21 protein-coding genes are annotated in these 22,828 nt (G+C 33.0%); 14 read left to right on the top strand and 7 right to left on the bottom strand.

The window, feature by feature from the left end; translation table 11 throughout:
- Nucleotides 1-9: 9 nt before the first annotated feature.
- Nucleotides 10-2,082, bottom strand: a complete 2,073-nt coding sequence (locus tag C6368_RS04300) for a T9SS type A sorting domain-containing protein (RefSeq protein WP_107037946.1) — start codon at nt 2,080-2,082, stop codon at nt 10-12.
- 197 nt (nt 2,083-2,279) lie between these two features.
- Entirely contained in the window at nt 2,280-2,870 is a 591-nt protein-coding gene (locus tag C6368_RS04305) for a pseudouridine synthase (RefSeq protein ID WP_107037947.1), read from the bottom strand.
- A 106-nt stretch (nt 2,871-2,976) separates the two neighbouring features.
- On the opposite strand from C6368_RS04305, the gene C6368_RS04310 reads away from it, so the two are divergent.
- Nucleotides 2,977-3,750, top strand: a complete 774-nt coding sequence (locus tag C6368_RS04310) for an enoyl-CoA hydratase-related protein (protein WP_107037948.1) — start codon at nt 2,977-2,979, stop codon at nt 3,748-3,750.
- A gap of 44 nt (nt 3,751-3,794) precedes the next feature.
- The gene (locus tag C6368_RS04315; RefSeq protein WP_107038026.1) at nt 3,795-4,949 is read left to right on the top strand and encodes a 3-hydroxyacyl-CoA dehydrogenase NAD-binding domain-containing protein; all 1,155 of its coding nucleotides are present in this window, start codon (nt 3,795-3,797) and stop codon (nt 4,947-4,949) included.
- A gap of 90 nt (nt 4,950-5,039) precedes the next feature.
- Here C6368_RS04315 and C6368_RS04320 read toward each other — a convergent pair whose 3' ends face one another.
- Together C6368_RS04320 and C6368_RS04325 are read right to left on the bottom strand one after the other, a co-directional pair.
- On the bottom strand, nt 5,040-6,179 hold the full coding sequence (locus C6368_RS04320) for a tetratricopeptide repeat protein (protein WP_107037949.1): 1,140 nt from the start codon (nt 6,177-6,179) through the stop codon (nt 5,040-5,042).
- Nucleotides 6,157-6,729, bottom strand: coding sequence for an RNA polymerase sigma factor (locus C6368_RS04325; RefSeq protein ID WP_107037950.1), 573 nt, complete (start codon nt 6,727-6,729; stop codon nt 6,157-6,159). Before C6368_RS04325 ends, C6368_RS04320 begins: the two co-directional genes overlap by 23 nt.
- 253 nt (nt 6,730-6,982) lie before the next feature.
- Between C6368_RS04325 and C6368_RS04330 the strand changes: the two genes are divergently transcribed.
- Together C6368_RS04330 and C6368_RS04335 are read left to right on the top strand one after the other, a co-directional pair.
- Nucleotides 6,983-7,186 carry a hypothetical protein gene (locus C6368_RS04330; protein ID WP_107037951.1) on the top strand — a complete coding sequence of 68 codons (204 nt, stop codon included), beginning with the start codon at nt 6,983-6,985 and terminating at the stop codon, nt 7,184-7,186.
- Between the two features lie 5 nt (nt 7,187-7,191).
- Nucleotides 7,192-7,671 carry a Dps family protein gene (locus C6368_RS04335; protein ID WP_107037952.1) on the top strand — a complete coding sequence of 160 codons (480 nt, stop codon included), beginning with the start codon at nt 7,192-7,194 and terminating at the stop codon, nt 7,669-7,671.
- Between the two features lie 149 nt (nt 7,672-7,820).
- Here the strand turns inward: C6368_RS04335 and rpe are convergent, their stop codons facing one another.
- Nucleotides 7,821-8,471 carry a ribulose-phosphate 3-epimerase gene (rpe, locus tag C6368_RS04340; RefSeq protein WP_107037953.1) on the bottom strand — a complete coding sequence of 217 codons (651 nt, stop codon included), beginning with the start codon at nt 8,469-8,471 and terminating at the stop codon, nt 7,821-7,823.
- 110 nt (nt 8,472-8,581) lie between these two features.
- The gene (locus C6368_RS04345; RefSeq protein WP_107037954.1) at nt 8,582-10,189 is read right to left on the bottom strand and encodes a L,D-transpeptidase family protein; all 1,608 of its coding nucleotides are present in this window, start codon (nt 10,187-10,189) and stop codon (nt 8,582-8,584) included.
- A 76-nt stretch (nt 10,190-10,265) separates the two neighbouring features.
- Here C6368_RS04345 and C6368_RS04350 point away from each other — a divergent pair, with 76 nt between their 5' ends.
- The 9 genes from C6368_RS04350 (at nt 10,266) to C6368_RS04390 (ending at nt 20,035) form a co-directional block, all read left to right on the top strand.
- Nucleotides 10,266-10,895: a rhomboid family intramembrane serine protease gene (locus tag C6368_RS04350; protein ID WP_107037955.1), complete on the top strand. Its 630-nt coding sequence runs from the start codon at nt 10,266-10,268 to the stop codon at nt 10,893-10,895.
- 1 nt (nt 10,896) lies between these two features.
- The gene (locus C6368_RS04355) at nt 10,897-11,763 is read left to right on the top strand and encodes an aminotransferase class IV (RefSeq protein WP_107037956.1); all 867 of its coding nucleotides are present in this window, start codon (nt 10,897-10,899) and stop codon (nt 11,761-11,763) included.
- Nucleotides 11,760-12,293, top strand: coding sequence for an NADPH-dependent FMN reductase (locus C6368_RS04360; RefSeq protein ID WP_107037957.1), 534 nt, complete (start codon nt 11,760-11,762; stop codon nt 12,291-12,293). Before C6368_RS04355 ends, C6368_RS04360 begins: the two co-directional genes overlap by 4 nt.
- A gap of 150 nt (nt 12,294-12,443) precedes the next feature.
- The gene (locus C6368_RS04365) at nt 12,444-14,627 is read left to right on the top strand and encodes a glutamine synthetase III family protein (protein WP_107037958.1); all 2,184 of its coding nucleotides are present in this window, start codon (nt 12,444-12,446) and stop codon (nt 14,625-14,627) included.
- Between the two features lie 545 nt (nt 14,628-15,172).
- A complete protein-coding gene (locus C6368_RS04370) occupies nt 15,173-15,613 on the top strand; it encodes a DUF1801 domain-containing protein (protein ID WP_107037959.1) in 441 nt (146 codons plus the stop codon).
- A gap of 157 nt (nt 15,614-15,770) precedes the next feature.
- Entirely contained in the window at nt 15,771-16,316 is a 546-nt protein-coding gene (locus tag C6368_RS04375) for a LemA family protein (protein WP_107037960.1), read from the top strand.
- Nucleotides 16,313-18,025 carry a DUF2207 domain-containing protein gene (locus C6368_RS04380; RefSeq protein WP_107037961.1) on the top strand — a complete coding sequence of 571 codons (1,713 nt, stop codon included), beginning with the start codon at nt 16,313-16,315 and terminating at the stop codon, nt 18,023-18,025. Before C6368_RS04375 ends, C6368_RS04380 begins: the two co-directional genes overlap by 4 nt.
- A gap of 76 nt (nt 18,026-18,101) precedes the next feature.
- A complete protein-coding gene (locus C6368_RS04385) occupies nt 18,102-19,571 on the top strand; it encodes an OmpA family protein (RefSeq protein ID WP_107037962.1) in 1,470 nt (489 codons plus the stop codon).
- A gap of 263 nt (nt 19,572-19,834) precedes the next feature.
- Entirely contained in the window at nt 19,835-20,035 is a 201-nt protein-coding gene (locus C6368_RS04390) for a dodecin family protein (protein ID WP_107037963.1), read from the top strand.
- Between the two features lie 70 nt (nt 20,036-20,105).
- On the opposite strand, the gene C6368_RS04395 is transcribed toward C6368_RS04390, so the two are convergent.
- A complete protein-coding gene (locus tag C6368_RS04395; protein WP_107037964.1) occupies nt 20,106-21,146 on the bottom strand; it encodes a helix-turn-helix transcriptional regulator in 1,041 nt (346 codons plus the stop codon).
- 84 nt (nt 21,147-21,230) lie between these two features.
- Between C6368_RS04395 and C6368_RS04400 the strand changes: the two genes are divergently transcribed.
- The gene (locus tag C6368_RS04400) at nt 21,231-22,658 is read left to right on the top strand and encodes an RtcB family protein (RefSeq protein ID WP_199851590.1); all 1,428 of its coding nucleotides are present in this window, start codon (nt 21,231-21,233) and stop codon (nt 22,656-22,658) included.
- Nucleotides 22,659-22,828 lie beyond the last annotated feature (170 nt).

Here is a 22,828-nt window from a genome sequence, read left to right on the forward strand (position 1 = left end):
TAAATGATTTTATCGCTTGATAATCTTTTCTTGTTGAATAATTTCTCCATCTGAAACAAGAATGACTGAATAAACACCACTAGCTAATGGATTCATTGAAAAAGTATATTCATTTAGACCTTTCTTTGCAACAAGAGTTTCTAATCTTTTTACCAATCTTCCTCCAGCGTCATAGATTTCGAGATATACAGTTTGTACTTCATCAATTTCAAATTGAATTGAAACTAAATCAGTTGCTGGGTTAGGATAAACACTTCCTGATGTGTTTTTGTTTGGAGGAATAATATAATTTATTGTGTCGGTACAACCTCTTGCATCTCTTACGATACATTGAATTGTGTCGTTGACACATCCACCTTGATATGTGTTAATTGAAGTGAAATCTTCATTGTTCCAAGAGTATTCGAATGGAGGAAGTCCTCCAAGAATAGTAGCCTCCGTAGTTACATTGCAAAAGTTATAATCTATGACATTTAGTTTTACTATAATTCTAGAAGTATCGGGACTATAAAGTTGAGCTAAAAATCCTGAATTTCCACTATTGGCCATGGCTAAAAATCCAAATGAATAAATTTCTCCACTATTGTATTTTCTTTGCAGTCCATAATAATCACCCCATCTCTCGTATGTTCCGCTTAGACGATCAACATGGTTTTGTCCAGCTTTAATTTCGAGAACTTCAGAATACTGGCGATCATTATTGCAATAAATTGTAGAATTTCCAGGGAAATCCACAAAAGATGAATGGTTAAAACCAATTATCACTTCTCGGTCACATTCTTCATTTCCAGACCAAGCAATATTAGGGTATCCAAAATCCTTGTCGGAATCTCCAATTATTCTTCCTTTAACAGTTGGAGAGTTAAAGACATTTGATATTAAACCATGATAAATAGAACAGAAGCCAGTAAAAGGATTTATAGTATTACTTACAAATTGAATTTCATCATCAATCAGAATTCCACCAAGAACACGTGCATCATTGGTTTGTAAACCACTAGTTGCATCGGATGTATCAGTATCAACTTGTCTAGCATTTGGTGGAACACCATAAGGAATATCTGTAACTAATGAGTTAATATTTAATGTCCCATTGTTTATTTCTAATAAGAAAATTGTGTCATTTTGAATGTCGAAATTTCGGTTTGACAATAAAAACTGATTATCTACATTACCGTTGGAGCCTGTAACTAAATGCAAATTTCTTAAGTACTTACCTTCAATAGTAATATTGTCATAAAGTACTGCCTGCATATTAATATCTCCAGAATACGCCATAGCTTTATCCATTTCCCAGATAATGGAACCATCAAATCCTGTTTGCCAAGGCTCATTTGGTACAATTAAATTTCCTGTGAAATAAATCTTATCATTCGTAATCGAAATAGTTGGGAAATCAGTCCATCTATTGTTGTTTAATGGATTTCCTGGTAAGTTGTATATGTACCATGGGTCTCGCGGGTCATTGCTTGAACTGAAACACATAATTACTTCACTTTTAGAAGGCTCATTATCTTTTAATATTGCTACAACAAATCTATCCTCGATTGGGTCATAAGCTATTTTGGGATCGTAATAATGGCTAGCACCTGTTCCGTCAACAAAACCACGAAGTGAAATTTTTTGATCTTCAAACAAGGTAGTATCAGAATTTATATCATAAGACCAAAGATAACTGTTCATTGATAAAATCATTACTCCGTTATTTGAAACTGCTAATGTATTGTCACTTGGAATTCCAGCGTAAACAGGATATTGAGAACCATTGTACCAACTCATTGGAATAAAAGAATCACCAACGATCGGTTGAAGATTTGATTTAAGATATGGAGTTTGATAACTTTCTTTAGAGTCTTTATAAAATTCCTTGCTTAATATTTTTTGATCCATTAAATGTGATCTAGCAGAACTTCCTCCAGGTACTGGCATTTCCAAATTATTTACAACTTCAAAATATGGACTTTGCTCTTGAAAATCTGTAATCGTTTTGGATTTATTTATTGAAAATTCTGTTTTTCTATAGTCTTGACTAAAAGTGAAATTCGAAAGAATAAGAAAACATAATATTGTAATGAAGCGCATATTGAATTATTAATTTATACACTAAAATTACATAAATACCTGATATAATAAAAACTAAATCCAACAATATGTTAAATATAATTGAATTATAGGAAATTGGTAACCTTTAAAACATAGAAATATAGAATTTAAGTAGAATGTTAGAGTCAAAAATGGTTCACGCCTGCTTAAATATGAGCTATTAACCTTGAGGTGTTTTAGCTATTTTTCCAACCTGAAATGACTTCGTTTGGATCTATCTCAATAACTTCCCCTGGTTTCATCTTTCCTAATTCATAATCACCAATTGAGTACCTTACTAATCGCAAAGTTGGGAATCCAGCAGCAGCTGTCATTTTCCTTACTTGTCTGTTTTTCCCTTCTCTCAAGGTCAAGGATATCCAACTTGTAGGAATTTCCTTTCTAACACGAATTGGAACGCTTCTTTCAGGTAAATTAGGTGGGTCAATTTTCAAACACGCGGCTTTTGCAACTCTATGCTGTTTTCCATTGTGTTTTATAGATATTGTACCTGAAGCTAATTCTTTGCAAGCCTCTTGAGTTATTTCATGATCAACTTGAACATAATAGGTTTTAGGTAATTTGTTTTTTGGATCTAAAACACGATTTTTAAATTCATTATCATTTGTCAATAAAAGCAGACCTTCACTCGTTTTATCTAATCTGCCAATAGGGTATACATCAATTGGAAAATTATATAAATCACCTAATAAACTAGCGTTTTCATCTCCTGTAAATTGAGATAGCATATCATAAGGTTTAAAAACTGCATAGTACTTTTTTCTCATGTGTTATTGAATTAATCTTCAAAAATGATGAGAATTAATTGAAAAATCAATTGCTATCTTTCAATAATGGCTGATTCTTTTATATTTTTAGCAAAAAGATATTAAAATGGTTCTACAATTCACAAAAGAAAATGGGGTTGCAACATTGAAGTTTAACCGCCCAGAAAAATATAATAGTTTTAATCAAGAAATGGCATTTGCTGTTCAAAGTGCATTGGATGAATGTAAAAAAGATGATGAGGTCAGAGTTATAGTTTTAACCGGTGAAGGGAAAGCTTTTTGCGCAGGACAGGATTTAGCGGAGGCGACAGATCCTAATGGTCCACCATTGAAAAATATTGTGGGAGATCATTACAATCCAATTGTTATACGCTTGCGTGAAATAGAAAAGCCGGTAATTGCAGCAGTCAATGGAGTTGCAGCAGGAGCAGGAGCAAACCTTGCATTGGCATGTGATATCGTGGTAGCAAAAAAGTCAGCAGCTTTTATTCAAGCTTTTGCAGCTATCGGATTGATTCCAGATTCTGGCGGAACATTCTTTTTACCAAGGTTAATCGGAACTCAAAAAGCATTGGCTTTAATGATGACGGGAGACAAAGTTTTGGCGGAAGAAGCTGAATCGATGAATATGATTTACAAGGCTATAGAAGATGATGAATTTGATGCTTATATAGAAAAAATGACTTCTAAAATGGCGAAAATGCCAACAAGAGGTTATGGCTTGACAAAGAGAGCTGTGAATGCATCATTAAACAATTCTTTAAAAGAACAATTGGCCGTCGAAGAGAAATTGCAAGCGGAAGCTGGATCTACCGAAGATTTTAGAGAAGGAACGCAAGCTTTTCTTGAAAAAAGGAAAACGGAATTTAAAGGAAGATAATACAATTTTTTAACGAGAAAATAATATTAGAAGTAATGAGTAAAATAAAAGTTGGTGTTCTTGGTGCAGGAACTATGGGTGCTGGAATTGCACAAGTAGCTGCACAATCTGGTCACGAAGTTGTGTTGGTTGATGTAAATGAAAAAGCGATTATTTCGGCGAAAGAAAAACTAAATAAAATCATTGATCGTTTAATTGAGAAGGGAAAATGGACACAAGATTTTGGAGATGATTTATTGGGCAGAATTAAATTTTCCACTGAGATGCAAGATTTTTCAGGTTCAGGAATGATTATTGAGGCAATTGTTGAAAATGTTGAAGTGAAGCATGCCGTTTTTTCTAAAATGGAGGCTATAGTTGATAAGCATTGTATTTTGGCTTCGAATACTTCTTCACTTTCAATTGCATCAATAGGTTCGGTTTTAAAGAATCCAGAGCGTATTATTGGAATTCATTTTTTCAATCCAGCACCTTTAATGCCTCTGGTTGAAATTATTCCTGCGGTTCAAACGAGTGAAAAAGTAGCTAAAGAAGCAAGAGAAATGGTCGATTCTTGGGGGAAAGTGACAGTTTTAGCCAAAGACACTCCTGGATTTATAGTGAATAGAGTAGCGCGGCCATTCTATGGAGAAGCTTTACGCATTTATGAAGAAGGAGTTGCTGATTTCGCCACAATTGATTGGGCAATGACTGAACTTGGTAAATTTAGAATGGGACCGTTTACATTAATGGATTACATTGGAAATGATGTAAACTATACCGTAACAGAAACTGTTTTTGCCGCATTTTATTATGATCCTAGATTTAAACCTTCTTTTACTCAGAAACGTCATTCTGAAGCAGGATTTTATGGTAGAAAATCGGGGAGAGGTTTCTTTGATTATAGTGAAAACGCTATAGCAGTTGAGCCAAATAAAGATGAGGTTTTAGGAAATAAAATTTTAAAAAGGATTTTGGCAATGCTGATAAATGAAGCAGCAGACGCGGTTTTCTTAAATGTTGCAACAAATGAAGATATCGATTTAGCGATGACCAAAGGAGTAAATTATCCAAAAGGATTATTGAAATGGGCTGATGAGATAGGTATCGAAAATGTTTTGAATGATTTACAAGAATTGTTCAATGAATATGGAGAGGATAGATACAGACCAAGTCCTTTATTGAAAAAGATGGTTCGAGAAAATAAAAGTTTTTTTTAGCGATGTTTGTATGGCCGATTTGCGTAAAGACGATTTGCAAATCGCCCTTGCGATAGTTGGAATTGTAGGAGATGCAATGCATTGCACCTCCTACAAATTCAACAATACCTTCGCATGTTCACTATAAAAACCACCTTCTTCAATAATCTCTTTCAATAATCTATTTGCCTTGTTTTTCTTGTTTTGTTCTAAGAATACTCTTGCAGAAAACCATCTAGCTTCTTCTCTAAAATTTCCATATCCTAAAGTATAGGATTTATTTAGGAAGTCAATAGATTCGCTGAATTGACCTAAGTTAAAGTAGCATAAACCACCATAGAAATTCGCATTAACATCGTTGGGATAAGTTTTTAGAATTGTCAAATAATTTTTGAGCGCCTCTTTGTATTTTCCTTGACTAAATATTTCAGATGTACTCCTTAAATAATCGATATAAGTTATTTCGGTTGTTTGTAACGAAGGGAATTCTTGCTTGTCTTCTTTGGATGATTGATTTGCAGGAAGTCCAACATTTAAATCATTATGAACCTTGATTGGTCGACTTCTATATGCTCTGTAATCAACATTTTTTAATTCTGATAAATAGACTTCCTTTACAATTTTATAGGATAGGGTGCTTTTGTTTGAATTCGGAATTTTCCCAGAGGATTGAATTGGCAATTGAATATTCTCATTTTGCGTTTTATCAATCTCTACATCTTTATTTTCTTTATCGGGTACTGGTTCTTCAAGAACTTTTGCCTCAGTTTTCTGGATATCTTGATTCTTTATCAATTCATTTGAAGTGATTTGCTTTTCTGGTGAAATGGCAGTGTAAAAATCAATTTCTTGATCACGTACATTCTCAATTTCTTCTTTGTTTTCAAGTTCTTGAACGATTTGAGGTTTTTTCTCAACTGCTGAATTGCCTTGATAGGTAAAAATAATTAAAGTCAACATTGTTAAGGTGAATAAAATAAAACTCAAAGTCATTCCTTTCTTCGTAGTACCTCCCCCATTCGTATTATTTATAAATTCATTCATCTTTTGATCTGTGGCCAACATTCCATTGTGAACAGATGAAGTCGAGTTTTTCCAACCTTCTAATGCTTCGTCATTGAATTCGGAACCTGCTGCTTTAGATTCTGTATCATGAGAATTTCCAGCGCCTGACTTATAATCCTCAATTTCTTGACGACTTAATGGTTTTTTGGGACCGAAAATCCTATTAAGCAGATTTAAAAATATCATTTTCTTTTAATTTAATTTTTAAGTTGCGTTTTCCATTCTGAATTGCGCTTTTTACTTTGTTTAAAGTGAGATTCAGTTTTTCACTCACTTCCTTGTAGGATAACTGTTGAATATAGAATAGTTTGATTGCTTCATCTTGTGGTGGATCTAATTCTTCAATTGCATTTTCTAATTCTGTTAGTTTTATTTCTTTTAATTCTTTGTCTTCTATTTCATCTTCTTGAGCAACAATTTCCTCATTAAGTTGAAGGTTGTTGTGCTTTTTCTTTCTCAGGACCATCAAACAACTGTTTTTAGTGAGAACAAAAAGCCAAGATTTAAAGTAAGTTATTTCATGTTTTATTATTTTATCTCCTAAGGTCATGAATATTTCCATCACAATATCTTCAGCATCTACTTTGTTTTTTAGATAATTGAGACAAGTCCCCATTACTAGATGACCATAGCGATTATAGAGTTCACCGATGATTTTTTTATCATTATTAGACCTGTAACTGATGAGTAACTCAGTGTCTGAATAATTTCCAAATTTTTTCCTTTTAATGTTCATCTAACTGTTGAGATACTTTAAATAGTAATATTCCATAAATATATTGGAAATATTTTATGTTTAGGTTCTATGATGAAATAAGTATGGATAAGTTCTCTCTTAAAAAAACCTTTTATAAATTACTGTAACAGATTGTTTACCTTCAATAATAATAAAGGCATCTACTTTTTAAGCTTTTTTAATAGTGATTTATGAGCAAATTTGAAAAGTTCTTAGTACTTTGGAATTATTAAAGTTTAATAAATGTAAAGCTATGGAAAAGAAGGAAGAGTTAGAAAAAGAAATCAATGAATTGACTAATAAATTACGTGATGAAAAGCCAGCTGTTTATGAACATTTAATGGAATCACCACAAACAATTCCCAATGATCAAAATGAAGAAAGCGATGATTTTATTAAGTCATTAAAAGAATATAAAGAACAATTAGAACAATTATTAAATAAAGACAAAATATAACAAAAATGAAAGAATTTAAAAGTTTAGGTTTCGATGCAGAAGAAACCGAAAGTGTAGTGAATAATTTGAATTTGCTATTAGCTAATTTACATGTGCATTATCAAAAATTGCGTAACTATCATTGGAATGTTACTGGAGGAGAGTTTTTTGATATCCATGAAAAGACAGAGGAAGAATATACTGAGGTTTTCAATGAAATTGATGAAGTAGCAGAAAGAATCAGAGTTTTTGGAGCAACTCCATATAGTCTGATGAAAGATTATTTGGAAGTTTCTGAAATCTCAGAAACAGGCACAGATTTAACTTCTAAAGAAATAGTACAAGAGATTTTAAATGATTATGAAATTTTATTTTCATTTATGGTCGATACAATTGAAGTTGCAAGAGAAATTGGTGATTTATCAACCGATGGTTTGATTACCGGTTTTATGGCAAGAAGAGAAAAAATGCACTGGATGTGGAGTGCTTTTAGTCAAGAAGACTAATAATATAAACACAAAAATGGCGCTTGAAAAAGCGCCATTTTTATTGTTATTTTAAAATGTGATTGAGGATTGTATAGTTCTAGTTTCTTCACAAATATTACCTTTCGTGAAGAAGAGCAATTTATTTTAATACTTTTTTAAACTTATGTTTAAAGAGCTTTCAGTTTTCCGATAGTTTCTACTGGGTTATCAGATCCAAACACAAAACTACCTGCTACAAGTGCATCCGCTCCTGCATCTACCAATAATTTTCCAGTTTCTAAATTTACTCCACCATCAACTTCGATTAAAGTTTCTGCTTTGGCTTCAGTAATAATACCTTTTAGCGCTCTTACTTTTTCAACAGCTTGTGGAATGAATTTTTGACCTCCAAAACCCGGATTTACAGACATGATTAAAACTAAATCAATATCGTGAATAATATCTTTTAATAAATCTACTGGAGTATGAGGATTCAAAGCAACACCTGTTTTCATTCCTGCTGCTTTTATGCGTTGTAAAGTGCGGTGTAAATGAGGACAAGTTTCGTAATGAACAGTTAATATTTCTGCGCCTGCTTCTTTGAAGTCATCAATATAATCATCTGGTGTTGCAATCATTAAATGAACATCCAAAGGTTTAGTTGCGTGTTTATGAATTGCTTTCATAACAGGTAAACCAAAAGATATATTTGGAACAAATTGTCCGTCCATAATATCGATATGAAGCCATTCAGCTGAACTGCTGTTTAGCATTTTTACATCGCGTTCCAGGTTGGCGAAATCAGCGGATAATACAGAAGGGGAAACGATTGTGCTCATGTTGTTACTTTTTTAACAAAAGTAATAAAATCTTGGTCGATGGTACCGAATTTTATTTCGAAATTTATGTATCGGGCGTTTGCAAAACTCCCCTACATACAAATTTTGAACTATAATTCAACAGTCGGTTCACGGAACAATTTATACAATTTTTCTTCTTTTTTATAAACGTCTTTGAAAAATTGAACCTGCTGAGTGGAATCGTTAATGCCAGCAGTTTGATAAATAATGGTTACGGGGAACTTTTCGCTTAGAATCAAATATGTTTCCTTTTGGTTTTCCTTATAGATATCAACTGAATCAATGTATTTGTGATTTTCTGCCGAAAGTATATCTTGAACTAATTTGAATGGTGAATCCGTTCTTACACATCCATGACTAAAAGTTCTCACATCTCTAGAAAAAAGACTTTTATTTGGTGTGTCGTGAATATAAATCGAATTTTCATTTGGAAAAAGCAGTTTTACAAGGCCTAAACTATTTGTTGGACCAGGTTCTTGTCTAACGAAGAATGGGAAATTTCTAGAGCTGTACTTTTTCCAATCTATACTATCTGGAACTAAAACATTTTTTTCTCTGTCTAAAATTGAATAATTATTTCTTTTCAAATAACTGCTGTCGGTTTTTAATTTAGGCAGAATTTCCTTGCTGGCAATAGAGTAGGGCACATTCCAATAAGGACTCACCACAATATATTTCATTACAGAAGTGAAAAGCGGAGTTTGATTTCTTTGTGTTCCAATAATCACTTTTGAAGTATTTAATACTTGGTCGCCATTATATAAATGCAATAAATAACTTGGAATATTAATTGTGATTAATTTACCACCAATTAATGAGTCGGGTAAATCTCTCATTTTGTCTAGTGTAATAACACCTTTGATGAAACGTGAATAGTTTGTCTCTAACAAAGCCTCCATTGTATTTTTACCTAGTTTTGCATCAGTATTTAACCCATTCATAAGCTGAAAAGATTGTAATTCTACTTTCAATTGATTTGTATCGGTAATCCTTTCTGGGATAAAATTTCTACTCAATAATTGATTATTTACAAAAACGAAAGCCATACTATCTTCAGGCGTTTTTAAGTAAATATTTTCATTGATCTTATTTTCTACTCCATATTTCGAGGTAAATTGATTTAAGGCATAGTGCAATTGGATCAATCTCGAATTTTTCTCCTTATATTTTATTAAGTGATCTATCCATGAATCGGAAGTTTTCTTTTCCTTTATAAAATTCAAAAATTGCTCTGGAGAAATCAATTGTATTCTATTTAAAGAATTATTCTTGTAGTCAATTAAAGTTGTATCCTTTAATGCAAGGAATTCTGCACTTCTTAATACAACCCTAATTTCTTTGGATTCTAAACTTTCATTTGCTTGAAAAGACACATTTGATAAAAATCCTATGGGCAAATTTAAGGCAATCTCTGAATTCAGATAGTTGAAAAAATCTTCTATTGAATCGGGCAGTTTTCCATTCTCAATCCATATCGATTTATTGTTTATAGAATTGTAAAATTGGATAGCCCAATCTTTATCTGATTTGCTGATATTCAGAGTTTCTATAGTTAAATTATTAATCGTTGTATTTATTTGGCTTGATTTTTCTGTTTCATTTAGTTCCTTTTCATTAATTTCAGCACCCGAGCCGCATTTAATGAATAAATGAGTCATTAATATGAACAGAAGTAGAAGTGTAATTTTGTTTTTCATATAGTTCGGTTACTTTGTGAAAATAGAGCTTTTTTTATTAATATTTAGAACCCTTAGGAAAGGTTAACAAACATTTATGAATTTATTAAATTCCCCAGTTACATTAATTATAATTGTAGCTACAGTTTTGTGGTCATTACGTGCGTTTAAAGACGCTGAACTTAAATATAAATGGATTTTCTATCCGTATAAAGTAAAAAGAGAGAAGGAGTATTCACGCATAATTTCACATGTTTTTATTCATGGAGATACAATGCATCTTATATTTAATATGTTTGTTTTGTTTTCTTTTGGTAGAATAATGGAATATATTTTTGTTGATTATTTTGGTCAAGGCTTAGGTAGTTTACATTTCCTCTTACTTTATTTTCTAGGTGGATTAGCAGCATCGGTTTGGCCATATTTGAGAAACCAAGATAATCCTAATTATTTGAGTTTAGGAGCTTCAGGTGCAGTTTCTGCAGTATTATTCGCTTCAATTCTGTGGATGCCAGAAGGAGGGATTTACTTGATGTTCATTCCGTTTGAAATTCCAGCTTGGTTATTTGGAATTTTATATTTGGGATTTGAATATTATATGAGTAAGAAAGGAGGTTCAGGAATAGCTCATGATGCTCATTTCGGAGGGGCTGTTTTTGGAATTATTTATGTTTTGCTAATCAACTTCAGCAAAGGACCTGCATTTTTTGAATATATATTTAGTTAACATGGAAACAAATTTTGTAAATAATAATGGAAATTTAATGGAGAATAATGGTCCAACCTTATCTTCAGCAAATCGCGGACATCTATATGGAGACGGATTATTTGAAAGTATTCGGATCCTTAAAGGAAAACCAATCAACGTTGAGATTCATGTATTGAGACTTATTGAAGGGATGAATGTCTTGAAGATGAGATTACCAAATTATTTTACCATTGACTTTTTTAGAGAAAAAATTGAAGAATTAATTAAAAAATCTCAAATCAATGAAGGTGGGCGAGTACGGTTATCTATTGATAGAGCAAGTGGAGGAACATATAAACCAGACACAAATGAAGTTACCTACTATATTGAAGCATATCCGATTGAACACAATGAATTTACACTTAACCAAAAAGGATTAGAAGTTGATTTGTATACCGCTGTTCGGAAGCCTAACAACATTTTTTCAAATTTTAAAACGAAAAATGGTTTGGTTTATGTCATGGGAGCAATTGAAGCCAAAGAAAAAGGTTTGGACGACTTATTAATCACCGATGAAAAAGGAAATGTTTTAGAAAGTACAAATTCCAACTTGTTTCTAGTGAGTAATGGTGTGTTATACACTCCCGGATTAGATGAAGGCTGTTTGGCTGGAACAATGCGAATGACCATCATTAATTTGGCTATTGAAAATAAAGTGAAAGTTTATGAATCAACAATTACCCCACAAAATATTTTAATTGCAGATGAAATATTTTTAACCAATGCCATCAATGGAGTAGTGTGGGTAAGTGGATATAGAACGAAAAGATACATGAACAATAACTCCAAATTGTTTGTTAGTCTTCTCAACAATCATTATTCAAATAAAACAATAGAAAAGGAATGAAAATAATAGGTTTTGCAGGAAGTAACAGTTCTCAATCGATTAATAAGCAATTGGTTCAATTTACACTGGATCAAATAGAATCGATTGAAACAGAATGGGTAGATATTACGGATTATGCATTACCCGTTTTTGGGGTGGACTTAGAGGAAGAAGAAGGCTATCCAGATAATATTAAAAAGTTTCTAGACAAAATTCAAAGCGCTGATGGATTAATTGTTTCATTGGCTGAGCACAACGGTTCTTATACCGTAGCAGCGAAAAACCTCTTAGATTGGTGTTCAAGGTTTCAAACTAAGTTTTTTAAAAATATCCCGATGCTTTTAATGGGAACTTCACCCGGAGGTTATGGAGCTAAGAATGTTCTCGGAGCAGCTGAACAACGTTTTCCTAAGTTTGGAGCTAACCTAATTGCAATTTATTCTTTACCATCATTTAATGATAATTTCACACCAGAAACCGGGATTATTGATTTAGAGTTAAAGAAAGAACATGAAAAGTGTGTTGAGCAGTTGATAAATACTATTTCTTGATTTTGACTATTGTTTTTTGGGGGTATTTTTTGAGTATTGTCTGTTTTTTGTTGATTTACCCCTAATTTTTTTGAGTATTTCAAAAAAAATAAATTTTTATAAAAATCTTTCGATTGAAAATTCTATTTTTGTCCAAACAAAATTAGAACTATGTCATCTGTTAGAAAAAGTGCGTACCAAGATGTTTTACATCGTGAAGTAAAAAAGTTCGAATGGACTGGGAAAATTTCGGAGAAATTCGGAGAAAATGTTTTTTATGAAGATAAAATGCGTGAATACCTTCCAGAGCAAGCTTATAAATCTATTAAAAGTGCAATTCAACACGGTACAAAGATTGACCGTAATATTGCAGATGTAGCAGCTTCAGCAATGAAGGAATGGGCTTTAGAAAAAGGAGCAACACATTATACACATTGGTTTCAACCTTTGACAGGAGCAACAGCAGAGAAACATGATGCCTTCTTTAAACCAATCGCACCAGGTCGTGCAATTGAACAGTTCAGTGGAGATTTATTAGTTCAACAAGAACCAGATGCTTCTTCTTTTCCGAATGGAGGGATTCGTAATACTTTCGAAGCAAGAGGTTATACAGCATGGGATCCATCTTCCCCAGCATTCGTAATAGACAGCACTTTATGTATTCCAACAATTTTCATAGCTTATACAGGTGAAGCTTTGGATTACAAAATGCCTTTGTTGAAAGCATTAAACGCAATTGATAAAGCAGCTGTTGATGTTTGTAAGTATTTTGATAAAAACGTATCTAAAGTAATCGCAACTCTAGGTTGGGAACAAGAATATTTTTTAATTGACAAAGCATTTTTTAATGCGCGTCCAGATTTGATGATGACAGGACGTGTTCTTTTTGGGCATCCACCAGCAAAAGGTCAACAATTAGATGATCATTATTTTGGTTCTATTCCAGCGAGAATTACGAATTTCATGCGTGAGTTCGAAATGGAAGCTATCCGTTTAGGTATTCCAGTTACTACTCGTCACAACGAAGTTGCGCCAAATCAATTTGAATGTGCTCCAATTTTCGAAGAATGTAATTTAGCGAATGACCACAATTTACTATTGATGGATTTATTGGAAAAAGTTGCAAGAAGACATGATTTTAGAGTTGTTTTACACGAAAAACCATTTCCAGGATTAAACGGATCAGGTAAACACAATAACTGGGCTTTAGCTACAGATACTGGGGTTAACTTATTGTCTCCAGGAAAAAATCCAAAAAGTAACTTACAGTTCTTAACGTTTTTGGTAAACACATTAAAAGCGATTCACGAACATTCAGATATGTTGAGAGCTTCAATTGCAAGTGCATCAAACGATCACCGTTTAGGAGGTCACGAAGCACCACCAGCAATTGTTTCGGCATTTATTGGTTCGCATTTAACATCTTTGCTTGATGATCTAGAAAAGAACATCAAAGCAGGTAAAATGACACCAGCTGATAAAACAGAATTAAAATTAAATATTGGGAAAATTCCACAAATCTTGTTGGACAATACCGATAGAAATAGAACTTCTCCATTTGCATTCACAGGAAACAAATTTGAATACCGCGCTGTGGGTTCATTAGCAAACTGTGCACAACCAATGATTACAATCAACACGATTATTGCGAGACAATTGCAATTGTTTAAAGTTGCTGTTGATAAAAGAATTGAAGATGGAAACGGGAAAGATGAAGCAATTCTTAAAGAACTTCAAAAATTAATTAAAGAATCAAAAGATATTCGTTTTGAAGGAAACGGTTACGGTGAGGAATGGGTTATTGAAGCAGAGAAAAGAGGATTGAGTAACCTTAAAGATACACCAAGTGCATTGAAAGTATGGGAACGTCAAGACGTGATCGATGTTTTCGAAAAAATGGAAGTATTTACAAAAAGAGAATTACTTGCTCGGCAAGAAATTGAATACGAAAAATACATCATGCGCATTCAAATTGAATCGCGTTTGATCAGTGATTTAACTCAAAACCACGTAATTCCAGTAGTTGTAGAGTACCAAAATAAATTGATCCAAAACATTCAAGGACTTCAATCAGTTCTTGGTGATGAAGCAGGTCAAGGAACAACAGCTCAAAAAGGAATTTTGATTGATTTGTCTATGCACATGAACAAAATGCAAGAATTTTCTCGCACAATGTTAGAAAACAGAAAGCAAGCCAATAAAATTGAAGACATCGCTGAAAGAGCAGAAGCATACCGCGATACGGTAAAGGTTTTCTTTAGTCAGATTTCGTATCACACAGATAAATTAGAAATTTTAGTTGATGATGAGATGTGGCCTTTCCCTAAGTTGAGAGAGATGTTATTTACAAGCTAGTGTTTTGCTATAAAGTTTCAAATACGTCGTTTTGCTCGTATTAAATTTCAATCACTTATATAAATAAGCTCATGAAATTAAAAGGTTCACAAGAATAGTCTTTGTAACTTTCTATGCAAAACTCAGAATAATGTTTGAATAAAAGGTTTATAGAAACTAGATATTGGAATAGAAGCAGAGGTACTTAGGTATTTCTGCTTTTTTTTTGGCTGCCATTATCTGTCTACAATTTCAAGATTTTTCATGAATTTGCTACCTTGTCTATTTTAAAAAGGAGCTTCTACTGTCGCTCTTTTAAAAATGACAAATGTGCAATTCATTTCATCATGCTTTCCATTTCCATCAGGGCAGAAGAGGAGAATCCCTTTTGCCTAATCGCTGAATCCTAATTATACCAGACTGCTAGCCGTTTATAACGGTTAATAAACGACTAGTTTTGAACATTTTTTATCAAACTAAGCAGATGCTCGTTTAATAGTATTCAACTTGTTATCCGAAAACGAGAATTTTACTTAATTTGCAAGGCATAAAGAGAATTTAAGAATATGACAATCCAAGACTACATCGACAACATTGCAGAAGATAAAAAAGAAGCTTTCCTCAAACTACAAAAAACCATTCAAGATAATATTCCAAAAGGATTTGAAGAAACCGTCATCTATAAAATGGTTGGATATGTGGTGCCAAAAGAAACTTATCCTGCAGGTTATCATTGCGACACTTCATTGCCGTTGCCTTTTATTAATATCGCAGCCCAAAAGAATTTTATAGCCGTTTACCACATGGGGATTTATGCGAATCCAGAATTACTTGCTTGGTTCGTTGAAGAATATCCAAAACACGCCAAAACAAAACTTGATATGGGAAAAAGCTGTATTCGTTTCAAAAAAATGAATGATGTTCCATATGAATTGGTTGGTGAATTGATGAAGAAAATGACTGTAGAGGATTGGATTGGGATTTATGAAGGAGCAGTGAAGAGGTGAGCAATTGTGATCATATAAGATTATACATTTTAATCCTCATTCCAAGCCTTAACTTTGATTTACTAATGGAAATATGGCATCAATTCTGAAATTAGAAATGAATTTTGAATAAAGAAAAGACCTATCCACATAAAAACAAAATCCTTACTTTTACTTCATGTATTTTATTATTTCTTTCTCCACGCTGATTGTAATTCTCCTTATTCTTACATGGATTATCTACAATCGACTCATTACTGCTCGTGAATCTGTAAAGGAAGCACTTTCAGGAATTGATGTTCAACTCAAAAAGCGTTTTGAATTAATTCCTAAACTTGTGGAAATGGTGAAGGGATACAGCAATTATGAAGCTGATTTGTTTAAGAAAGTAACTTCAATGCGCTCTTCAAAAGATAATGAAATGTTGCAGAAAGAGAAAGAGGATGCAGGATTGAACTTGGTGAGTCGCTCGATTAAAGTCACTTTTGAAAATTATCCACAGCTTAAAGCAAATGAGAATTTTTTGGAATTGATGAAGGAACTTACAAAGGTGGAAGATGAATTGGCGATGTCGAGAAGATATTTGAACGGAACTATTCGGGACTTTAATACAAAAATTGGAATTTTTCCAAATAATATATTAGCAGGACCCTTCGGATTTAAAGAACGTTCTTTTTACGAGATTGAGTCTTTTGAACGTGAACCACAAAAAATATTCGAATGAGACATTTATTACTACTTCTGACCTGTTTTTTATTGTGCTCTTTTACCTTATTCGATAAGGAAGAGAAGATTTATGCATTTCATAGTGATATTCAAATCCAAAAGGATGGAAGCGTTTTAGTAACCGAAAAAATTGATGTTCTTTCCCTAGGGAGAGATATAAAGCGAGGAATTTATCGTGATATTCCGTTGAATTTTAAATTGCCAGGTGGTAAAGTGCGCCAATTGCTGACTATTCAAAGTGTAAAGAAAAGTGGAAGTCCAGCGAATTTTAAAACTGAAAATATAAAAGGTGGAATTCGAATCTATATTGGTTCTGAAGATACACGCTTGTTCAATGGACGACATTCTTACGAAATTACTTACTTACTTGATCGTACGGTTTTTTGCAATGATAACAATTGTCAAGTAATGTGGAAAGTAAATGGTAATCATTGGGGGATGAAAATAGATTCTTTATCTGCCACGATTTCCACACCAAATAATACCGGTATTCAAGATTACAATGGATGGATAGGTGAATACGGAGCCACGGATGAAAAAAACTTCCAATCTGAATCAATATCGACAAGTAAGCGTTTGTTTACGGCTACTGAACTTGAGCCACAGAGTAATTTAACTATCCTTGTAGCTTTCGATAAAGAAGTCATCTCTGAAATTCCTTTCACAACAAAAATGACTTACTTTTTTCGTGATCATGCTTTAGTAATAATAGGGGTAACCGGTTTATTGATTTCCTTTTTGGTCAACTTTATTTTGTGGTTGAAACATGGAAAAGACCCAAAGAAAGGAACAATTATTCCGCAGTTTTACCCACCAAATAACTGGAGTCCTGCGGAGGTCTTATTTTTGATGAATGAAGGAAAAGAGGATGAAAATATGTTTGCAGCTCAACTTCTTCAATTGGCAGTAAAAGGCCATATTATAATAGAGAAGGAGGGTTCGTCTAGAAAAGCAGAAAGTTTTAAAATTATTAGAACCAATAAAAATTCTAAAAAGCAAAAATTAAATGAAGTTGAAAAAGGTTTTTTGAAAGCACTTTTATTGAATGATGATTCTATTTTCATTAGAAAAAAGTACAATCCTCAGGTGTCTAAAGCCCATGGATATTTAATTACGCATATAGAAAATAAACAAGCAGGACTTTATTTCAACAAGAACAGAAAACTATTTTTACCTCAATACATTTTTCCTGTACTCACAATTGTTGGAATGATCATCGCATTTAATTATTTCGAAGGATTTGGATTAATTATTCCATTGCTTGGGGCGATAATGCTCATCATGAATCTTGTTTTTATGCGTCTTTTCTATCAACCCACTCAAGAAGGACGTAAAAAATTAGATCACATTTTAGGTCTTGAAAGATTTATAAAATATGCAGATGAACAGCGCATTAATGCCGTGAATAAACCCGATATGAATTTTGATTATTTCGAGAAAAACCTTCCGTATGCCATAGCTTTTGGAAAAGCGGATGAATGGGGAAAGAAATTCCAAGCGCAAGAAATTGAAGCGAAATTTAAGTCGAGTAATTATTATGTGAGTGGTTATTCTTACGCAAGTTTAGGCTATTTCAGCGCACTTTCGGCAGCTTCTGCAACGGCTTCAGTTGCGCCATCAGCTGCTGGTAGCTCTGCTGGTGGATTTTCTGGTGGTGGAGGTTTTTCTGGTGGCGGCGCTGGAGGAGGAGGTGGTGGCGGCTGGTAGGAAAAATAATTTGAAATTAATTATTCATTACTATACTATTCTTTGTCTTTCATCGTACTAATATAAACGACTACTTATGTATAGATACTTTTCAATCATTTTCATTTTTGTTTCGGCTTGTAATTTTACTATTAGTCAAGACACACTTTTTACGAACATTTATTTCGAAGTAGATTCTCATTCAGCTAATTCTAAGGAGTTGTTAAAAATAGATAGTTTATTGTCAAAAACTAAGGAGATTAAAAAGGTATATCTTTCTGGACACACAGATAGCGATGCATCTGATAGTTATAACATAGACTTATCTAAAAAGCGCGTGAACAGCATCAATCAATATTTAAAAGGAAAAGTAAATATTCCGATTCAGTCTGATTATTTTGGAGAACAAAAACCAGCTTTCTCAAATGAGGAGGAAGGTGGAAAGAAAAACAATAGGAGGGTGGAGGTTATGCTTATTCATGATAAACCTACCACTCCAATTAAATCAAATACTTTAACGCTTCAAGATGTTTACGATGAATTATCGGTTGAAACACAAAATATTCGCATTCGAACTGATAGAGATACAATTCTAATTTTAAAGGAAGGTTCAGTGATTCAAATCAATGCCTTTACTTTTGACACGCCTTCACAATTTGCAAATGTTGAAATCAAGGAAGTGTATTCTTTTGTTGGTATGATTGGCGAAAGATTGAGTACTACATCTGATGGTAGGATATTGGAGACAGGCGGAATGATGAAGATAACAGTTTACAATGAAATGGGTGAAAAAATTGAAGCTCAGAAAAATATCAATATTTTCATGCCAACCACAGAATTTAAGGAAGATATGGAACTCTTTTATGGCGAACATGACTCGCTTCAAACGATGAATTGGGAATTAAATAATGGCTCTTCAGATGCAAGAGGAGCTATTTTCTTTCCAAGTGGTATTTTTTCAAATACATCTTTAATACCTCCTATAGGCCAGGAGGAATGCAAGTTCTTCTTTTGTAAGATTGAGCGTGGTTTAAGATTTTTCGGAAATATTTTTTCAAGAAGAAATCGTTTTCAGGGACCTGAGCTTAGGTTTGTCTACAATGACTCTATTCAAAGATTAATGGATAGTTTGGGTATAAATAACGTTTATGAATTACAAAATGTTTTGAGAAATCAGAGAGTTGAACAGGGGGAAGGTTCATCAGCAGATCTTGGTTTTTATGGGTTTAGCACTTCAAGGTTGGGTTGGATAAATTGTGATAGATTTAGAAATTACTCTCCATTGATCACTATGAAAACCGATTTAGATGTTTCAAGTGAAAAATTTACAACCCTAGTATTTAAAGAAGAAAAGTGTTTGCTTCCGGCGAGCAGGCTTGGTGGGAAATTTGGATTTTCAAGTATTCCAACCAAAAAACCAGTTTACTATGTAGTCATGGAAACAAAGAATGATAAAGTTCTTTTATCTATCGTGGATACGACTACTTCAATACAAGCACCAGAAACCAAATTTGAAGAAATTGAACTGAGTAATTTGAAAAGCAGATTGCTGAAACTTGAAGAATAATCAGTATTAGAATTTAATGATTCTATAAATAAAACTTCAACGATTCTTTACAACCATTTCAGATTTAAAATAGAATTATAAATAAAATAAACTATCCAAAACTTTAGGAATCACAGATTGATTATCAATTCTTCTTTGGAATTTTCGCACAAACATTTGCGATAAACTCAGCGCGAGAGCGGTTAAATTTCTTTATACTTTCCCGAAATCTTCTTAATTATTTTGTATATTGATCTCATTATTAACTTTTAAAGAAACACACTATGGCAGTATTGAAAGTAATTGAAGTTTTAGCAAACTCAGAGAAAAGCTGGGAAGATGCAACGAGAAAAGCAGTTAAACATGCATCCAAGAGTGTTAAGAATATATGTTCCGTTTATGTTAACGAGCAAAGTGCATGTGTAGAAGATGATGAAGTAACCGAATTTAGAGTGAATGTAAAAATCACTTTTTCAGTTGATTGATGGAAGGGGGGAAGGATATTTTTAAAGCTGTCAAATCATAAATATGACGGAAAGTTATTTTGTGGATGTATCAAACCTTGATCTTATCATTGTTAACGTCATTGTCATAACCTTCCAAGGCTCTTTTAAGTTTTCTTTTGATTCTATTCTTTAAATATCTAGGTTTTAAGACCTTAATGGAATCACCAAATCCTAGAATAAGTCGGTCGAATTCAAAGTTAAGATGAACTTTTAAACTGATAATCACACTTCCATCTTGTAATCTTCCAACTACTTTTTGGGAATGATGAAATGGTTTGGTGATAACATAAGGTGCATTAGGTCGGTCTATTTGGAGTTCAATTTCCTGTAATTGATCATCATTTAGAACTGTTACACCTATTGTGTTTTTGTAAAATTCATCACCATTAAAATTCTCGTTTAAATATGGGGTATCTAAATTGTATTCAATATTTGTAATTCTGTCGAGTGCAAGTGTCAAAATTTGTTTTTGTTTTGCCTGACGTCCAACAAGAAACCATCGGTTATTAAACTGTTTAAGGATATAGGGATGAAAAACATAGTCCGAAGATGCTCTCGCTTTAAAAGATTGATAAGTAATGTTCAGACATATTTTCTTTAATATTGCTTGATAAAGAGTGTCTAAGTATTGCAATCCTTTTAAGTTTTCATTTTTATCCAAATGAATAATGGCAGGCTGAGTGGTTTTTTCAGTATATATTTTGTCCTCTAGGCGTTGAATAATTCCATCTAATTCTGAAAAAAGTGAGAAATCTTTGAATTGTTTTAGCATTTCAACTGTTTCAGATAGTACATTCATATCTGTTTCAGTAAGTGGAATATTCGTTATTGAAAAATTTTCATCTTCGTAACGATAATACTTTTTATCATACACTACAATTGGTGCGTTGTAGCCTAATTTATCAGTTCGCATTAACTGAATATCAAGTTGAACACTTCTTTTACTCACATTGATATCACGTCCTTCATATTCATTTAGAGCATCAGAACAAGCGTCAATTAAATCCTCTAGAGTCCATTTTCTATATTTATTTTGTAAACATTTGTCGATAGTCTTATACCGAATAAGTGCATTTTTGTTCTGAGCCATTTCACTAAATTAAAATTAAATTTTAACTACGCATAATGATTGCGCAGTATCTTCCAATATTTGTAGCGTATTAAAACAGAAACAATGAAAAATGGAATTAAAGTTACAGGAAACACGCTTATTGAATTAGGATTTACTTCTAACAAATGGTTTAAAGAAGCAATTGAATACATCAATGAAAACCAATTGACGGAAGCCGAAATGTTGGTTTATTTGGAACAATATAGAACTCAACCTATGATTCCATTACTTCAAGAACCAATTCCATTCAAGATTAATATTCGTGCTGAAAATGAATTAGAAAAAGAGAATATTGACTCTGTTATTAAAACAATGAATGAAGTCATGAAAACACCCACTGTCGTTGCTGGTTCCATAATGCCAGACGCCTGTCCTACGGGGGCTGTTGGTACAATTCCGGTTGGAGGAGTAGTGGTAACAAAAAACGCGATTCACCCAGGTTTTCACAGTGCTGATATTTGTTGTTCGGTAATGTTAACGGATTTTGGAAGAGTTGATCCACAATTAATTATGGATGCAGCTCATGCCTCAACTCATTTTGGAGGAGGAGGTAGAGATAGAAATGAACAATACAGATTTCCTAAAGAATTATTGGATAAATTTCAATCAAATAAAATCCTTAACAATGATAGTTTTATTCAATTAGCGAGAAAACAATTGGGAACTCAAGGGGATGGAAATCACTTTTTGTTTGTTGGAACTTCGAAGAAAACTGGAAATACAATGATGGTTACACATCACGGATCCCGTGGAGTTGGAGCTAGACTTTTTACAACCGGAATGAAATTGGCTGAGAAATTCAGAAGAGAAATCTCAAAAGAAACTTTAAAGCAAAACGCATGGATTCCAGCTGATTCTGAAGAAGGTGAAATCTATTGGGATGCTTTGCAAGTCATTCGAAAATGGACAAAGCAAAATCATGTTTGCATTCATGACGCGACAGCCGAAAAAGTAGGTGTTAAAGTTGAAAATAGGTTTTGGAATGAACACAACTTTGTATTCAAAGATGGAGATTTATTCTATCATGCGAAAGGAGCAACTCCCTTAAATGAAAAATTTATGCCTGATATTACTGGACCAAGATTAATACCATTAAATATGGCAGAACCAGTTTTAATTGTTGGAGGAGAAACAACTGAAAATAATTTAGGATTTGCGCCGCACGGAGCAGGAAGAAATATGAGCAGAACAGCCCATAAAAGAAGCAAAGAAGGGAAATCAATAAAAGAAGTTTTTGAAGAGGAAACGAAAGGTTTAGATATTAGATTTTACTCCAACGAAATTGATATCTCAGAATTGCCTTCAGCTTATAAAAATGCAGAAAGTGTGAGAAATCAAATGGATGAATTTGGATTGGGAAACATCATCGATGAAGTAATTCCGTTTGGATCAATTATGGCTGGTGATTGGCAGAAAAACGCTACATGGAAAGTGAAAAGGAGAAAAAAAATGGAAGCCAAGCAGAAAAAAGCGGAGCAGTTGAAAAATTAATTATTAAAATTCTGTCTACGTACTTACCTTGCGCATTAAGATCCAATCTTTGTAATGTCGAAGGACAGAACATTATTTTAATATTTAGAGGCAGTAGCTCAGCTGGTAGAGCAGGTCAGTTTTTAAATTACTCATTTACTTTTGAGATACTTACTTATGAAAGAGTCAAA

The organism is Brumimicrobium mesophilum, from assembly GCF_003025005.1.
In the GTDB taxonomy this organism is placed as follows: Bacteria; Bacteroidota; Bacteroidia; order Flavobacteriales_D; family Crocinitomicaceae; genus Brumimicrobium; species Brumimicrobium mesophilum.

Excerpts from the sequence above, each read along its gene's own strand:
- C6368_RS04300 (WP_107037946.1), bottom strand. The coding sequence starts at position 2,082 with ATGCGCTTCATTACAATATTATGTTTTCTTATTCTTTCGAATTTCACT.
- C6368_RS04305 (WP_107037947.1), bottom strand. The coding sequence starts at position 2,870 with ATGAGAAAAAAGTACTATGCAGTTTTTAAACCTTATGATATGCTATCT.
- C6368_RS04310 (WP_107037948.1), top strand. The coding sequence starts at position 2,977 with ATGGTTCTACAATTCACAAAAGAAAATGGGGTTGCAACATTGAAGTTT.
- C6368_RS04320 (WP_107037949.1), bottom strand. The coding sequence starts at position 6,179 with ATGATATTTTTAAATCTGCTTAATAGGATTTTCGGTCCCAAAAAACCA.
- C6368_RS04325 (WP_107037950.1), bottom strand. The coding sequence starts at position 6,729 with ATGAACATTAAAAGGAAAAAATTTGGAAATTATTCAGACACTGAGTTA.
- C6368_RS04330 (WP_107037951.1), top strand. The coding sequence starts at position 6,983 with ATGGAAAAGAAGGAAGAGTTAGAAAAAGAAATCAATGAATTGACTAAT.
- C6368_RS04335 (WP_107037952.1), top strand. The coding sequence starts at position 7,192 with ATGAAAGAATTTAAAAGTTTAGGTTTCGATGCAGAAGAAACCGAAAGT.
- rpe (WP_107037953.1), bottom strand. The coding sequence starts at position 8,471 with ATGAGCACAATCGTTTCCCCTTCTGTATTATCCGCTGATTTCGCCAAC.
- C6368_RS04345 (WP_107037954.1), bottom strand. The coding sequence starts at position 10,189 with ATGAAAAACAAAATTACACTTCTACTTCTGTTCATATTAATGACTCAT.
- C6368_RS04350 (WP_107037955.1), top strand. The coding sequence starts at position 10,266 with ATGAATTTATTAAATTCCCCAGTTACATTAATTATAATTGTAGCTACA.
- C6368_RS04355 (WP_107037956.1), top strand. The coding sequence starts at position 10,897 with ATGGAAACAAATTTTGTAAATAATAATGGAAATTTAATGGAGAATAAT.
- C6368_RS04360 (WP_107037957.1), top strand. The coding sequence starts at position 11,760 with ATGAAAATAATAGGTTTTGCAGGAAGTAACAGTTCTCAATCGATTAAT.
- C6368_RS04365 (WP_107037958.1), top strand. The coding sequence starts at position 12,444 with ATGTCATCTGTTAGAAAAAGTGCGTACCAAGATGTTTTACATCGTGAA.
- C6368_RS04370 (WP_107037959.1), top strand. The coding sequence starts at position 15,173 with ATGACAATCCAAGACTACATCGACAACATTGCAGAAGATAAAAAAGAA.
- C6368_RS04375 (WP_107037960.1), top strand. The coding sequence starts at position 15,771 with ATGTATTTTATTATTTCTTTCTCCACGCTGATTGTAATTCTCCTTATT.
- C6368_RS04380 (WP_107037961.1), top strand. The coding sequence starts at position 16,313 with ATGAGACATTTATTACTACTTCTGACCTGTTTTTTATTGTGCTCTTTT.
- C6368_RS04385 (WP_107037962.1), top strand. The coding sequence starts at position 18,102 with ATGTATAGATACTTTTCAATCATTTTCATTTTTGTTTCGGCTTGTAAT.
- C6368_RS04390 (WP_107037963.1), top strand. The coding sequence starts at position 19,835 with ATGGCAGTATTGAAAGTAATTGAAGTTTTAGCAAACTCAGAGAAAAGC.
- C6368_RS04395 (WP_107037964.1), bottom strand. The coding sequence starts at position 21,146 with ATGGCTCAGAACAAAAATGCACTTATTCGGTATAAGACTATCGACAAA.
- C6368_RS04400 (WP_199851590.1), top strand. The coding sequence starts at position 21,231 with ATGAAAAATGGAATTAAAGTTACAGGAAACACGCTTATTGAATTAGGA.